This window comes from Glutamicibacter protophormiae, from assembly GCF_016894325.1.
GTDB lineage: Bacteria > Actinomycetota > Actinomycetes > Actinomycetales > Micrococcaceae > Glutamicibacter > Glutamicibacter protophormiae.
In genome coordinates, this window is the sequence record NZ_CP069806.1 from 3,361,998 (window position 1) to 3,377,084 (window position 15,087).

The 15,087-nt window shown below is 58.6% G+C and carries 13 protein-coding genes; 6 read left to right on the top strand and 7 right to left on the bottom strand.

The genetic code is table 11. The features are described 5' to 3' along the window. Nucleotides 1–452 precede the first annotated feature (452 nt). Nucleotides 453–1,628, top strand: coding sequence for an MFS transporter (locus JQN66_RS15725; protein WP_239464054.1), 1,176 nt, complete (start codon nucleotides 453–455; stop codon nucleotides 1,626–1,628). Between the two features lie 51 nt (nucleotides 1,629–1,679). Here the strand turns inward: JQN66_RS15725 and JQN66_RS15730 are convergent, their stop codons facing one another. From JQN66_RS15730 to JQN66_RS15745, 4 genes are all read right to left on the bottom strand, one after another. Then, nucleotides 1,680–3,152, bottom strand: a complete 1,473-nt coding sequence (locus JQN66_RS15730; RefSeq protein ID WP_204675859.1) for an ABC transporter ATP-binding protein — start codon at nucleotides 3,150–3,152, stop codon at nucleotides 1,680–1,682. After that, entirely contained in the window at nucleotides 3,149–3,880 is a 732-nt protein-coding gene (locus JQN66_RS15735; RefSeq protein WP_204675860.1) for an energy-coupling factor transporter transmembrane component T family protein, read from the bottom strand. Before JQN66_RS15735 ends, JQN66_RS15730 begins: the two co-directional genes overlap by 4 nt. Before the next feature lie 4 nt (nucleotides 3,881–3,884). Then, nucleotides 3,885–4,697 (bottom strand): ECF transporter S component, encoded by an 813-nt coding sequence (locus JQN66_RS15740; RefSeq protein ID WP_204675861.1) that lies wholly within the window; start codon nucleotides 4,695–4,697, stop codon nucleotides 3,885–3,887. 133 nt (nucleotides 4,698–4,830) lie between these two features. Continuing rightward, complete coding sequence (locus tag JQN66_RS15745; protein ID WP_204675862.1) at nucleotides 4,831–5,889, bottom strand: nucleoside hydrolase; 1,059 nt, start codon at nucleotides 5,887–5,889, stop codon at nucleotides 4,831–4,833. Between the two features lie 1,012 nt (nucleotides 5,890–6,901). Here JQN66_RS15745 and JQN66_RS15750 point away from each other — a divergent pair. Both JQN66_RS15750 and JQN66_RS18515 read left to right on the top strand, forming a co-directional pair. Next, a complete protein-coding gene (locus tag JQN66_RS15750; protein WP_204675863.1) occupies nucleotides 6,902–7,159 on the top strand; it encodes a hypothetical protein in 258 nt (85 codons plus the stop codon). 12 nt (nucleotides 7,160–7,171) lie between these two features. Beyond that, complete coding sequence (locus tag JQN66_RS18515; protein WP_239464055.1) at nucleotides 7,172–8,035, top strand: FHA domain-containing protein; 864 nt, start codon at nucleotides 7,172–7,174, stop codon at nucleotides 8,033–8,035. A 585-nt stretch (nucleotides 8,036–8,620) separates the two neighbouring features. On the opposite strand, the gene JQN66_RS15760 is transcribed toward JQN66_RS18515, so the two are convergent. Continuing rightward, a complete protein-coding gene (locus JQN66_RS15760) occupies nucleotides 8,621–10,306 on the bottom strand; it encodes a formate--tetrahydrofolate ligase (RefSeq protein ID WP_204675864.1) in 1,686 nt (561 codons plus the stop codon). A 268-nt stretch (nucleotides 10,307–10,574) separates the two neighbouring features. Between JQN66_RS15760 and JQN66_RS15765 the strand changes: the two genes are divergently transcribed. Both JQN66_RS15765 and JQN66_RS15770 read left to right on the top strand, forming a co-directional pair. After that, nucleotides 10,575–11,492: an LLM class flavin-dependent oxidoreductase gene (locus tag JQN66_RS15765; RefSeq protein ID WP_204675865.1), complete on the top strand. Its 918-nt coding sequence runs from the start codon at nucleotides 10,575–10,577 to the stop codon at nucleotides 11,490–11,492. Nucleotides 11,493–11,672: 180 nt separating this feature from the next. Next, complete coding sequence (locus JQN66_RS15770) at nucleotides 11,673–12,353, top strand: HD domain-containing protein (RefSeq protein ID WP_204675866.1); 681 nt, start codon at nucleotides 11,673–11,675, stop codon at nucleotides 12,351–12,353. Nucleotides 12,354–12,363: 10 nt separating this feature from the next. Here JQN66_RS15770 and JQN66_RS15775 read toward each other — a convergent pair whose 3' ends face one another. Both JQN66_RS15775 and JQN66_RS15780 read right to left on the bottom strand, forming a co-directional pair. Then, nucleotides 12,364–12,831 (bottom strand): hypothetical protein, encoded by a 468-nt coding sequence (locus tag JQN66_RS15775; protein ID WP_204675867.1) that lies wholly within the window; start codon nucleotides 12,829–12,831, stop codon nucleotides 12,364–12,366. Nucleotides 12,832–13,020: 189 nt separating this feature from the next. Then, on the bottom strand, nucleotides 13,021–13,602 hold the full coding sequence (locus tag JQN66_RS15780) for an HdeD family acid-resistance protein (protein ID WP_052772528.1): 582 nt from the start codon (nucleotides 13,600–13,602) through the stop codon (nucleotides 13,021–13,023). 607 nt (nucleotides 13,603–14,209) lie between these two features. Here JQN66_RS15780 and JQN66_RS15785 point away from each other — a divergent pair. Further along, nucleotides 14,210–15,025: an IclR family transcriptional regulator gene (locus JQN66_RS15785; protein ID WP_204675868.1), complete on the top strand. Its 816-nt coding sequence runs from the start codon at nucleotides 14,210–14,212 to the stop codon at nucleotides 15,023–15,025. Nucleotides 15,026–15,087 lie beyond the last annotated feature (62 nt).

The following is a 15,087-nucleotide window of genomic DNA, read 5'->3' on the forward strand; positions in this document are numbered from 1 at the left end:
ACGGTCCGCGGTGTGTCTTTTGGGTTGCGATGCCTGGGGTTTGGCGCCGGCCACGACAGATCATCGAGGATCTTCCAGAGCGCGGCGTTCTTCAATGCGGTTCGCCTAATGTCCTGACACATGCCGACGTCAGTGACTACAATAACCGGGGCGACGCTAATTCGCGGTCTACCAAAGTCACTGGCCATGGTTGGGAGTCAGCAGAACGCGTACGCGAGTTCTTCCACTTGCGCCCCACCCAAGTTCGCAGAATAACTATCCCTGTGTTTCACACTAGACATTTCTCGTTCAATGACACATAGATGGGCATCACCCACATTCCGTGGAACAATCCCTTGGGGGTTCTCACAGCATGAAACCTGATGCCGGACCCGAACGAATAAGGAGTCCCACCGGTGTCCACAGCGTCGCAGCCAGTTCATCAACGAACTAACATCGCCTGGATTATCATCGTGGCTTCTGGAGTGTTTGCCGGCCTCCATATCTGGAAACTGGCACCAGCCTTGCCCGTCATCCAGGAGCAGCTGGGCTTCTCCCTGCTCTTCGCTGGAACCCTTCTCGGCGTTGTCCAAGTCGCTGGCATGCTCGGTGGCCTGGCAGTATCGCTGCTTTCAGAAGTCATTTCGCAACGGCGGACGCTGCTGCTTGGTCTACTATTGCTCGTCTTCGGCTCAGCCCTCGGCGGAGCTTCCCAAGACGCCTATGTCCTTCTGACAACCCGCATCATCGAGGGAGCCGGTGTCATCATGACCACCGTGATGGGCCCGGGACTGGTTCGTTTGCACGCACCGTTGAAGAACCTGAACATGGCTGTCGGCTGGTGGGCAGCCTACATGGGCATGGCGACGTTCCTCGGAGTCTTCAGCACCGCATTGGTCCTTCAGCACCTGTCGTGGCGCACCTGGTGGTGGATCCTGGCGGCCCTGACGTTGTTGCCGATTCCGCTGGTGCTGAAATTCGTAGGCCCCGATACCCCAGCAGGCGCCGCTGGAATGCGCGAAGCCGCCCGTCGCATCGGCATCACCGCCAAGTCCGGACGCGTCTGGGTCAGTGGTCTGATCTTCGGCTGCTACACCGTTCAGTGGATGGCAGTCGTGGGATTCCTCCCCACCATCTACGAAGGCTTCGGTCTCTCCCCCGTCACTGGTGGTCTGATCACCGCAGTGGTCGGCGGACTGAATGCGGTCGGCGCAATCATCAGCGGCTCGCTGCTGCACAACGGAGCCAACGGCAGATCCATGCTCTTGGTGGGCTTCATCCTGATGGCCGTGACGTCAACACTGACATTCATCTTCGACTACCCGACGCATCTTTTGTGGATCCAGATGATCGCTGTCGGTTTGTTCTCGATCAGCGGGGCCACCATTCCAACCACCATGACCCGCGTTGCCGTCGATCTGGCCCCGGCTGGCGGATCCGCACCGGCCTCCATGGGCCTGATCCAGCAGATCTTCAACATCGGCAACTTCACCGGCCCCATGTTGCTAGCCGGCATTGCAACGCTCACCGGCGGATGGAACTCGACATGGTGGATCACCTGCGGATTCGCCCTGGTCGGCATCCTCCTGACCATAGGCCTTTCGCGTCGGAACTCGCCGTTCGCGGCGATGAACTCCCACCAAGGCTGAGCAATGCTCACCTGCATCTTCAAGAGATCTCGCAAGACCGTCCAAGAAGATTTACTGCAGGATTCTGGACTTCATATTGAATGGGGCGGAGAGGGTTGTACTAATCCATCTCGCATTTTCACTGGCGATCAGTTGCACTGTTCGGTTAGCTGCCTGAGCGACGAACGAATCGTCGTGGCTCGTGAACAAAATGCCATGGCCCTTTGACGTGCAGGCTTCAAGTATTTCGCGAAGAACCCTTACTCCGTTTTCGTCCAATCCCTCTGTTGGTTCATCCAGCAGTAAGATCTCCGGTTCATGCAAAAGAACGCTAGCAAGAGCCACTAGCTTGCGTTCCGACATAGACAGTTCGTATGGGTGCGTTTCCGCTTTGTCCCGGAGATCCAACCGTTCAAGCACCGCTGCCACCTGCTGTTGAGATTTAGCGCCAGATCGAAGTCCGTAGCCGACTTCGTTGAACACGGTTCGTTCGAAAAGTTGGTCATTAGGGTTCTGCAGCAAGAGACCCGGCTTTGCGCTCGTGCGCACTGTTCCGGCTGCTGGTTTGAGCAATCCGACCGCAGCTTTAAGGATGGTCGTTTTGCCTACTCCGTTGGGTCCCAAGAGTCCCAAGCATTCGCCGGCGCGAAGCTTGAGGTTGAATCCACTAATGGTCGGTGGTGTTGATGATCCGTAGCCGAGGTTTGTTCCGGCAAACTCCAGAAGCACCCGCGAGCAATTTCTCCCAGTGGATTGGGGTGGCTTCTTGTCCAGATTTGGTTCTAGATTCAATGGGAGAGATTTTCGCTCAAATCGTGATAGTTCGCCGTCTTCAAGTCTGAGGACTTCATCGGCAAGATCCGCGCCATGTACATAGTTCCGGGTCAAGATGACAATCGCTTTGCCCAGCAATTTCAATTTCTGGATGGCGGATAACTCCATTTTTCGGGCGTTCCTATCCAATCCTGAAAATGGCTCGTCCAAGACGAATACTTGCGGGTTATCGACCAGGAGTGCGCCCAAAGCAACGATTCGTGCTTGCCCACCGGACAGTTTGCCAACGTCCTGGGCGAGCAGATGTTTGATGTCCAGCATGTCAGCGACTGCAAGTATACGAGTCAGCATGCCCTCTCGTGGCACTCCATGATTCTCCAGCGCGAACGCCATCTCTTCAGCAACAGTTGCCCTGATTCCTGATAAATAGTCGTTAGCATCTTGCGGGAGGAACGAAATGTGCTGTGCCCAGCCAGAAGGATCAATTCGAGGCCTTTTGTCCTCTGAGAATTCAATGCGCCTGCCACCAACGGTTATTGCGCCTTCAAACTGGTCCAAACCAGTTCTAGGCAATATTCCGGCCAGGATTGCACCTAACGTAGATTTTCCTGACCCTGAACCACCGCTAATAACTGTGACGGTCCCAGGACTAATGTTCAGCTTGATGTCTTGGAGAACGTCGACCTCAGCATGCGCATACCTGAAGTACTTAAGATCAATGTCGAGGCCTAACCCCGTTTTCAAGTTTCCAATGCTCAATTCACTGGTCATGCGAAATCCATCCAGCTTGGAACAAGCAGCAGAGCTGGCAATAGCAACACGCAAAGCACTGAAACATGGCGGATCCGACGTTGCCCATTGGAGTCTGGGACTTCCCGCAAACGAGTCATCCTCTTGCCGGCAGGGAAGCCCCGGGCGGCCAAATGCGGTGCCCGATTAGCCGTTTCTTCCATAGACGAAAGCACCAGGGGAACGGCCTGCAGACGAACCTTTTGGAACCAACCTCGTAGCCCACTACGGAACTTCACCTGTCGCAGCATCTGCGCTTCGTTGATGACTCGCTGCCGCTCAGCAAGCTGGGGAAGCAGAAAGAGTGTCGCTGCCACCAGATATCCAAGTTGCGCAGGTGCTTTCGATAGGTCAATCGCCGCTACCAATTGATGGCGGTCAATGACCAAGGCGCACAGCAGCCCAACCACGACTAGCACAGCCGTGCGCAGGCCCAGCTCTGCGGCTGTTTGCAAGCCAGCTTGTGTTAGCCCGAAGCTCCCGTTGGAGGCAAGCCCGTGGATCATCAGCTGCGAGGCAAAAGTTGGCAGTACGATCGCGCTCGATAGGCCAACAAGTTTTACGCTCTTGCCAACGATCCAGGCCACAATCAACGCGCAGGCAATCACCGTGCAGCTAAGCCACCAGAGCCCAGCAGCCGTAGTAGTGGTCACCACGGCAGCAGCCACCGCCAGAACTGTGAATGGATGAAGCCGTTGAAACCGGTTCATGCCCTTAGCCTCGTTCTCCGCCCCGCCGTCCAAGTACCCGGTAGCGACGCACGAACTCATAGCTCTGGGACATCCTGTTGGGAAGGGCATAAACGAGCAACGCAGCAATGAGGAAAACGATTGCCTTGTCCCCCGGGTCGGAGAGCAATGCTTGCTTGGTGACCGCTGACAACAATGAGTCGCCCATGGAACGGAATACCGTCACAAGAGCACCGGTGCCCACACCCGAGGTCCCGCCGAAGACAAATGCCGCCACAGGCGCAGAGATCGCCCCTACGAGAACACCGGAGACAAGACCCGCAATAGGAGCCAGATATACACGTCGAACAGCACCGAAACGAGCCGCCGTGCCTGCAAGGAAGCCAATGAGCGCCGCTCCTGCCGCGAACGGAAGTACCGTCGGGGCAAACAGAGACCAGATCAAGGTTCCCAGGACTCCTGTTGCCGCACCGGCGCGACGCCCGGCCAGGAATCCGACCAGCACCGTGCCGATCGAGTCCAGATACAGGGGCACCATCACCGAGCCCACAAACTGCCCCAAGAGGATATTCAACGCGAGCGCCACAGGAATCAAAGTCAATGTCGATACAGGCAAGTCCCGAAGGACAGCCGCCAGGAGCAGCAAGGCAGAAAGCAGGTACGCGGCAAACGTTGCCAGAGCCACGCCCTGGCCCAGCCCACCGGTGAGATCTGTCGGTTGGGTTATCACGAGGACTGTATAGGTCGTAACGAGCAGGAGTGTGCCTGCAATAGCCAAGAGGTTACGACGGAGCTTGCTGCCGGTCGATTCGTCGGCAAGGAGCAAATTGGGTGACATGGTGAAGAAAATCCTCAGATGCAGTGCATGGATCGCGTCCCGCAGATACTGCTGGACGCCCGATTACCGGACCTATGTCACCTTGGCCCGGTTCATGAGTTTAGCCCACGAAGTGTCTTCTCGAAGATTCTCTTTACATTCGGCCGGCCAATGCAGCCAGCTTCTCGCGCAACTCGTCGAACCCCCGTGCCGGATTATTTTCCGTGACCACCTTCGCGTTTGCGGGTTTTCCCCACAGTCCGCGGAAGTCAGCGACCGTTGTTCCAAAAAGTAACGTGGACTCGGTTTCCACATCCACCGTCGCAAGCTTGGTTTGATACTCCAACGTGCCTGCGGCAACACCTGCTGCGAAGTAATCGTGAACGTGGGCGATGTAGCCTTGGTCGTAGTTTCTATGGAACTCAAAATAGAATCGCAAAGCATCGGAGACATACCGGAGCAACGGGTTTTCCGCTTTACTCCGGGTACCCTCTGGATCTGTTTCCCGAACATGTTCTTCGTCAAGCTCGGCGCTCATGGCCAAGTCGTTGACGAATCCCGGTCGCATCTCAAATCGCTCGGTTGTTTCCAATGCACACACAATCGGCAGCTGTTCTTCGGGAAGCCCCGCCTCCGCGGCTGCGGTGTAGGCTGCAAAGACTTCCTTCGCGGCATGCGGGTCCACATGCGTATTCCATTCGGCGGTTGGGGTTGTATTTCCTTGGTAGTAGAACGCCCCACCCATGATCACGACCTTGCGTAGCAACCATGGCAAGCGAGGTTCTCGACGCAGCGCCAAGGCGAAATTGGTCAATGGTGCGCACAACAGCACCGTGAGTTCGCCAGGGTTCGCCCGGGCAGCATCGATCCAGAAGTCCACGGCGTCTCGGTCTTCGCCCTCCCCCACTCCGGCGTCTGGCAACGTCGCATAACCGACGCCCTGGAGCCCATGGGTCTCCTCCGTGGTGACTAGCGGAATTTCCAAAGGCTTCCGCGCTCCGATCAGCACCGGCACTTCCGGTTTGCCACAGAGGGTCAGCAGTGCACGGTTGTTGGCAGCGACTTGGTCAGCGTTCACATTGCCCGGGGTGCTGGTGACCGCAACAATGTCCACGTGGTCACAGGCGCAAAGGTACGCCAGTGCCAACGCATCATCGATTCCTGTGTCATTGTCGATTAACAGGCGGATCTTTTCCAAAGCGTCGCTCCTCATGTTTGTTGGCCTACCCCAGGTCCACTGTGTAATGCACCATTGATGCAGCGGCAATCACAGATCATCCCGTTAACGAAATGCTAGCGTTCTGCGACTCGATAGATACTTCTCGTCAATGAAAAGTTGGGTGGTCATTTCCATACCGTGAAGCAATCCCCTTTGGTTTCTTCATCTTTAGGCCAGAAGGTGGACGCGAGCCAAGAAAGGGCGCGCAGATGCCTGCCGCGGTGGAACAAGTCCACCTACGCACGAATATCAAGCGGACCACGCTCGTTTCCTACGGCGAAGCTACCGGCGAATATATCCGCCAAGTAACTCCAGCGCTGCCGCGTTGGTCCGAGACTTGATACTTGATATCAGCAGTTTGTGTACTCGGGCTTCAATGGCCAGTGCATGCACTCCGGGCATCACGTTGTTTAGGTTTTCGTCGATACCCAGCGGTTCAGGTTCGCCGTAACTACAAACGGCACTTCTCTTCCGCGAGAGTTTCCCCAATGGTTCATTGGCTGGGATGCCCGGCTGAAAGGCAGGTTGTCCGGGATGGAGGATAGTTCGACTTTCAAAGATTCGGAACTTGTACTCACAGGAAGCGATCCGACCATCTTTGAACGCCAAAACTCGCAATCAAATAACTTTTTTTCCTAATATCTCACTTATCGTGAATTCAGCTACCAGAAACACCTTAATTCATGAATCTCGCTTTTCAAGATAATTTTCGAGAAATATCGATTTCCTAATCCATTATGCGGCTGCCAACCCCAACCTAACCCACGTGACAACATCCCGATAACTCACTAATTCCTAATTTGACTTGCGAATATGCACCAAGACTCAACCCGCCTCACCCTGTAGGGCGCCCGACAAAAGCGCCAGCGAGACTGGCAGCCTTGAATTTAGAATTAATCATTTACCCGGGCGCAAGTAGAGGGTAATCTATGTCACACTGAGCCTGCATCCCGCAGCTTCATCCAGTTTTTATGATCATTCTCGATAGCAGAGGAATGTGGGTAGAGTGGATAATTTTAATACGAATAGAGATTTGCCAGTGGAGGATTTGCAGATTGCCGATTGGTCGGATCTCGGCCAACAATTGTGGTCCTACCTGACCGGGCGTGGTGCAGCTGTGAACTACACACTTGTGGACATGATGGTTGAAGTGCCGAGGGACATCGGTCCAGATGCACCCCGGGCTACATGGAAGTTCAACGGCACCCTGAGGGTCACTACGAGCGATGACCACTCACTGGGTTCAGATCAGTACCGCGAGTGAACGGGTAGCCTGATGCGCTTCGACATTGACCTGAATTTCACGGTCGACCAGCCACTCGTGGGCACTGATGACTCGGAACAAGTACATGGAACTATCACGGCCGAAGGCCGGATCATCCATATCAAAGCCGATTCAGACTCAATATTCCGAGTCTCTAGAGGTGCCAGCCGCCCTGCACTAGACCAGCTTGCGCATCGCCTCAAGAGCTCTGGAATCCAGATTGTGATCGATGGGCCGAAGGGGAATATCGTCACGCTCGGTGATATCAAGCCCAATTTGACCGGTCGCATCGCGATGAAATCGAACGCCGTACGGATTGGTTCGTTGAAAAACGTCAAAGGGCTGCTGCAGAAGGATAGAAGGAATGAAAGTCTGGGCATTCCGAGCACCCTGTTTCCGTTGTTCCCCACCTTCCAGAGGAACCAGCGCATGCGGCCTACCACCACGCATTATGCCGATCGTGGCGGCAGGCCGAGGCTCATCTTCGTCAAGGACAGCGAGTCGTGGGATGGGAAGGCGCCAAAAGTGCTTAACCTCGTTGACGACGTCTTGGTTATTGGCAGTGCCCAGGATAGCGGACTGATATTAGAAGGCCTGGAACCTGTCCATGCACGAATCGTCAGGGACGACCTCGACGAATACGTCCTCCAAGCAGTCCATAGGGTTGGGGGAAGCGCAGGGTTGAATGCTGGTCAAGAGTACGTCCTGCGAAGCGGCGCGAGAATCGAGCTTGGAGGCTGGCGGCTGGTTTTCTACCGGGAAGAGTACGCCGATCACGGACGGCCTTATGGCGGGCGCAATGGCGGAGAACTGGCCTATCAGAGGCCTCAAGTGAATCCGCGTACCGGCATTATCGAGCGCGACTCCACCGATTAGTCCGTTTAGTCCGTCGCTGGCTGCCGCAGATTCTGCGTGGTGTACGGGAATCAGAATGGCCCCGGAAGTCAGTCCTCGGCCAACCCGATGGATTTTGAATGCGCGAATGGAAACCGCGGCGGCCTGCACAGGAGCGCCACTGCGGTACTTCAGAGAAGTGATCCATCCATGAAGCGTTGAATGCCTGAACGCCGGGCCCGGAATCCGCAAACGGGAACGGCGGGAATGGCGTTCGACTCTCTCCGCGCTAGCTAGCTATTGGCGGCAACCGAACCACTGGTCAAGGTGTCTTCAATGAACGGTTCCCCACGAATGCCAAGGTACTGGAGTGGAAGTTTCGGAAGGCCAAGTCGGGAGGCAAGCCTTCAGGTAGTCAACGAGTTGATGTCTGGCACGCCTAGCGGAGACTTGGTGTCCCCACGAAGTCCCCTAGCCCCCAGCACTCGATCAAACCTGCAATGCACCCTGATGGGCACAGCACACAGTCATCGGCTCACCCTCGGTATTCAAGCTCCGTGCTTCGATCAACAGGCGCTAAGGTCCTGCACCGGCACCCTGCGTAGGGTGGGCTTTGCCAGCATCGGCTTAGGACAGGCCGACCGCGTTTCCGTTCTCGTCCACGTCCATGTGCATCGCGGCGGGCACCTTAGGCAGGCCGGGCATGGTCATGATCGCACCGGTGATAGCCACGATGAACCCAGCTCCGGTCTTCGGAATGAGGTCGCGCACCAGCAGCGTGAAGCCCTCGGGCGCGCCCAGCAGCGTTGGGTCATCCGAGAAGGAGTACTGCGTCTTGGCCATGCACACAGGCAGGTTGTCCCAGCCGTTGGCATGGATCTGTTCCAGCACCCGCTTCGCAGCGGGAGTGTAGTCCACTTCCGCCCCTCCGTAGATCTCCTTCACCACGGTGAGGATCTTCTCCTCCACCGGCTTCTCCAGCTCATACAGCGGGGCGAAGTCGCTCGGTGCTTCGATGGCGCGCAGCACCGCCGCGGCCAGGTCCCCGGCTCCGGCGCCGCCTTGGCCCCAGACATCCGCCACGGCACATTCAATGTTGTTTTCCGCGGCCCACTCGGTGACCACGGCCAGCTCGTCCACGGTGTCGTCGGTGAACTTGTTGACGGCGATGACCGGATGGATCCCGAACTTCCTGACGTTGGAGGCGTGCCGGGCCAGGTTCACCATGCCGTCGCGCACTGCCTGCACGTTCTCGCCCTTGAGCTGGTCCTTGGCTACTCCCCCGTGCATTTTCAAGGCGCGGATGGTCGCCACGATCACCACGGCGGATGGCTCGCACCCGGCGTAGCGGGCCTTGATGTCCATGAATTTCTCTGCGCCCAGGTCCGCGCCGAACCCTGCTTCGGTGACCACGACGTCCGCCAGCGAGCGGGCGGTGTTGGTGGCGATGGCCGAGTTGCAGCCGTGGGCGATATTGGCGAACGGGCCGCCGTGGATGAACGCCGGGGTGCCGCCGATAGTCTGCACCAGGTTCGGCTTGATGGCGTCCTTGAGCAGCATGGTCATGGCGCCGGCCGCGCCCAGGTCGTCCACGGTCACCGGCTTCTTCTCATAGGTGTACCCGATGGTCATGCGTCCCAGCCGGGTGCGCAGGTCTTCCAGCCCGGTGGCCAGGCAGAATACCGCCATGACCTCCGAGGCCACGGTGATCTCGAATCCTGCCTCGCGCGGAACGCCCTCGGTCGGGCCGCCCAGGCCGATCACGATATTGCGCAGGGCGCGGTCGTTCATGTCGATGACGCGCTTGAAGGTGATCCGCCGCGGGTCGATCCCCAGGGCATTGCCGCGGTGCAGGTGGTTGTCGATCAGTGCCATCAGCAGGTTGTTGGCGCTGGTGATCGCATGGAAGTCGCCGGTGAAGTGCATGTTGATCTCGTCCATCGGCAGCACCTGCGAATACCCGCCGCCGGTGGCCCCGCCCTTCATGCCGAAGATCGGCCCCAGGGAAGGTTCGCGCAGTGCAATGAGCGTCTTGGCTCCGGCGGCGGACAACGCATCACCCAAGCCCACCACGACGGTGGATTTCCCTTCGCCGGCGGGAGTCGGGGAAATTCCGCTGACCAGCACCACCTTGCCGAGCTCGGTGTTGCGGGCAGGAAGATGCGACGGGTCGATCTTGGCCTTGTACTTGCCATAGGACTCGACTGCTTCTTCCGGGATCCCCGCGGCTTCGGCGATCTGCGAAATTGGCTTGAGCACCGCGCGTGAGGCAATCGCGAGATCGCTCATATCGATTTCTGTCGTCCCTGACATCGTGTCCAGCCTGTCTGTCATCCAATATTCCGGCAGCCGGGGAAAGCCAATCCTGCCGGGTTTCCTCGATTATTCTTCAAGCTATCATCCCTACGGCAGTAGGTGCTGTCACGGCGTGATGGCGGGTTTCCGATTGGCGCCTCCATGCGGCGGATGCGGTGGCCTCTGGGCATCGCGGGTAAGCTCATCCACGAATCGTTCAACAATGAAAGGACACCATCATGCGGCTGTCGAACACCACAAGGAAAAAGGCAGGACATCGCGCCGCATGAAACTGTCTATCCTCGACCAAGTTCCACTCACCGAGCATGCGCCCACCCGCTCTGCCGCGCTATCCAGCGGCCTGGCCTTGGCTCACGATGCAGACAGGCTGGGATACCACCGCATCTGGTTTGCCGAACACCACAACTCCCGATCATTTGCCAGTGCCGCGCCGGAAATGATGACTGCGCTGGCCCTTGAACGCACCAGCAGGATCAGGGTCGGCACCGGAGCAATCCTCCTGCCGTACTACCCGGCACAGAAGGTCTCCGAAACGATGGGGCTTCTTTCTGAAGTTCATCCGGGCAGGGTGGATACCGGTCTGGGACGCGCCGCGCTGAATGATCCGAACTACGCCGCGAAAATCGCATCCCTCGTGCAAGAATTCGGCGCGAACCACCCGCAGCCAGAGGGCGAACCGGTGGGCGGCATCTGGGTGCTGGGCGCCGGAGGTTCCTCCGCGCCGCTGCCGGGAACACTGGGCGCCGGGTACGTCCATGGCCACTTCCTGCGTCCTGTCGGAGGGGAAGCGGCAACCAGCGCCTACCGGGAAGCGGCCGCGCAGTCCGGGCATACGCCACACACCGTCTTGGCGGTCCGCTTCGTCACTGCCGGCACCGAGGAGCGAGCCCATGAACTGGCCGACGCCCTGCTGCTCTGGCGTGTACGCAAGGATTTCGGGCACGACGGCCCGATCCCCTCAACGGCAGCTGCCGCGAGCTACCAGTGGAGCGCCCAGGAACGGGCCCGTGCCCAAGAACGCAGCCAGGCACTGATTGTCGGAACCCCTGCCACGGTGCGCGCTCAGCTCCTGGCCTTGGCCGAATCCCACGAGGCCGATGAGCTGATGCTCAATACGCTGGTCAATGATCCCGAGGACCGCCTGAATGCCTACCAGCTGATTGCGGACTGTCTCATCGGCTGACCGGCCCCAGGGCGTCACTCCGCATGGCGGTGCGCACGAGGCACGGGGTGGATTAGGCGCCGCAACGGCGCTTCGAGCGCCCGAGCCGCCCCCCTGCTTTCCCGGTTCCCGGAAAGTGGGCATCCACTGGATGGAAGACATGGCTTCCCGTGACGGGGCCCCGGTGGCAATATGAGCCCCATGACCAAGCTGCAGCCTTTGGCCAACCACTATGGCCACGACGTCGGTAATTTCATTCCGCCCAAGGAAACCGACGTCTTTGAACAGTTTCCCCTGCTGGCCCGGTTGTGGGAGAAAGCCAAAACCTATCTTTCGGTGCGCAGCAATGACGCCCACACACTTTATTCGCTGTCACTCGCCCAGTCGCTGCTCAAGCATCATCCGCAGGCGGATCCGCTGGTGGTGCTGCCGGCAATCCTGCTCCACGACATTGGCTGGTCACAGGTGGATCCGCAGCTGGTCTTGTCCGCCATCGCCCCGGGAGCCGGCAACAAGGAACTGGTGCTGCAGCATGAAAAGTCCGGCGCGGAACTTGCCGCAGAACTGCTGCACGACGAAGGATTCGATGCCGAACGCAGCGAGCGCATCGTGTTCATTATCGACGGGCATGACTCGCGCAAGGAATCAACCAGTCTGGAGGATTCCTTGGTGAAGGATGCCGACAAGCTCTGGAGGCTGACCCCGCACGGTGTGGACACCGTGATGGACTGGTTCGGCCTCACCCGTTCCGAAGCTTTCCAACTGGTCGAGTCCCGGGTGAGCGATCATCTCTTCACGGATGCCGCGCGATTCATGGCCAGCGCCTTCGCGGCAGTGGAAAGCGCCAATCTCTTTGAGCAGAGACTGGCGCTTTCCGACTGACCTTCGGCAGCTATTTGGAAAATGCCGGGGTTGTGGCCGCGCATTCCACGCGTTCGCCGGGAGCCGAGGTTTCAGCAGCGATCTCCTTGACGCCGTCAAGCAGGATGCGGCAGGTGGCCGTGGCCTCTTTTCCCGGCATGGCGGAAATGGCCGCGTCCTTCTGCGCAGTCACGATGCTTTCAAGGCTCCAGACTGCGTTCTCCTTGGCATCAAGCGTCGTTTCCCCGGAGGGCAAGGTCAGTTCCGTACCGGCTTCACCGCGCTTTTCCGATTCAAGGTACTTGATATCGGTGATCCTGCTGGCGTCGCCTCCGGAGACCATAATTTCATAGGTCACCGCCCAGGAGTCCGAGGTCGCCTTGTCGAAATCCTCAACGGCGCCGCACCCGGCGGTTCCCAGGGCCAGCGCCATGGCGGCTCCGCCCAGAGCCAGTTTCTTGGCGAAAGATCCACGGATGGCGGTTGGTGGTACAGGCATTCTTCGTGCTCCTCGGGCGGTGATGTCAGTGCGGTCGATGCGGTGCGGACGTTTCCAGCCTACTGATCGCCCGCGTTCTTTGGTTCGCCCGAACGGGGTAGATCCGGACTGCTCCATCTCCACCCTGAGTCGTAGGCCTCGGTGCGCGGTGCACGGCCATTCCCGCCGGTGGACCGGCCATTGCAGAATCTAGTTCTGGCCGATAATGACCACGTTGCCCTTGAAGCTGAAGGCTCGAAGGGCCTGGATCGCTCCCAGCACCATGAGCGAAATGCCGAGGATGAGCCACAGGATGGAAGCAAAGGTAAACGGTCCGAAGAGCACCAACACACCGGCAATCACGCAAAGCACTGCATAGCCGCCGCTGACCAGCCGGTTTGGCGATCGGCTCAAGGTTGTCAGCGCCACCACCCCTTCGGCCACCCAGACGATGCCGATCATGATGGCGACGAAACTTGCCAGCAGCACCGTGCTGTTGTCCAAATCGGTGAAGGCCAGGATGCCCGCGGCCAGGAACATGGCACCCAATACACAGTTCAGAATGCGTTTCGGGGTGCTCTGGGTCCGCGAAAAAATTCCGATCCCCAGGTAGATTACGCCTGAGACCAGTGCGTAGAGCGCAACAATTGCGGTGATAATCGATGCGGTTTTCATGGGCGCAATCAGGATCAGGAGGCCCAAAACCAAGGCGACAATGCCGCTGATTCCGAAGGCGACCCTCACTCCGTTGCTGAAGGAATTTACCTGCGTAGTGATCTTCTGCTTGTTCATGCCGAATGCTCCAATGCTTGGCGTTTGGCTACTCTACGGTCTTGCGACCAGCTATGAATTCAGACGATGTCCGATAGTTATGGACCGGTCAGCGGCGATGGCGCCGGATGTTGTTTGGAATGGCCATGATTCCCGAACAATCAACCACCTGAATCCAAGAAAAATTCGGACGTGGAATTCAATCGGCTTTCCCGAATTCAGGTTCAACCTTTTCGATGACCATGAAAAACATTACATGACCAGAATTTTCTCCTCAGCCCGCGTTCGAATTTGGCGGATTTGTTAAGCGGCCAGGAAAATGCTTCCTCACACGCGCTTTGTGGATTCGTGTTTCATTTCCCCGGTTCGCGACTCAAGCCATTCCCACCTGCAGGTCTGGAATTCGCGGCTGGCACTGGGCCGCCGCGCCGCCGGTGGTCACGCAGCGCTCCCCGCCGCATTCATTTGATCCGCTGGCAACCAAGAGTGCCATGGCCTGCCCAGCAATCCTGCTGCATGCTGCGCAGACCGAATTCCGGGATGTCGCGTCCGCGACAGGACAGGTATTCTGAGTTGTCGCCGTCGGGTTGACCCGACCCCGATTCACTACCATTGCCTCGGAGGATCCATGGCCGGAGGAAGCTCACAACCAGGACGCAGCGTCACGTCCAAGATCTTGGCGATTCTCTCCGCCTTCGAAACCACACGCAGGTCCTTGAACCTGACCGAAATCTCCAAGTCGGCAGATCTTCCGCTGTCCACCACGCACCGCCTGGTCGGCGAGCTGGTCGACGCAGGGATCCTCAGCCGCACCGGCAACGGCGGCGTCCAGCTGGGCCTGCGGCTGTGGGCCATCGCCCAGAACACCGGCCGGCAACTGCGCGATACCGCGCGCCCTTTCGTCCAGGACCTGTTCTCCCTGACCGGGGAAACCAGCCAGCTGGCCATCCGCGACGGAAACATGGCGCTGTACATCGACCGCGTCTACGGCAGCAAGAGGGTTGCCCGGGTCTCCCGGGTCGGCGGGCGTCTGCCGCTGCACGCCACCGCGGTGGGCAAGGCCATCCTGGCGTTTTCCGAGGACTGGGTCATGGACGCCTACCTCGCCCAGCCGCTGGAACCCATGACCGCGCACACCCGGAGCAACCCCGTGCAGCTGCGCAACGAACTGAACCGCGCCAAGCACAACGGCTACGCGATCACCCGCGAAGAGGTGCGGCTGGGAACCTGTTCAATCGCCGTTCCGGTCTACCACACCGGCCGGTTGGGCTGCTCCATCGGGTTGGTCATTCCCACCTCGCACGCCGCGAACATGGAGCGCCACCTGCCCGTGCTCTATGGAATCTCCAAACGAATTGAGGCCGCCACCTCGCATATTCCGCTGGAGACGCTGCTGGGCATCATTTCCGGGCCTGACATGAACGTGCCCGAAAGCGAGGGCTGAGCAGGCCAAAAAACTAGGCTTCCACTGAGTGGAAGGGATTGCTTCCCTTCCGACTGTGCCAT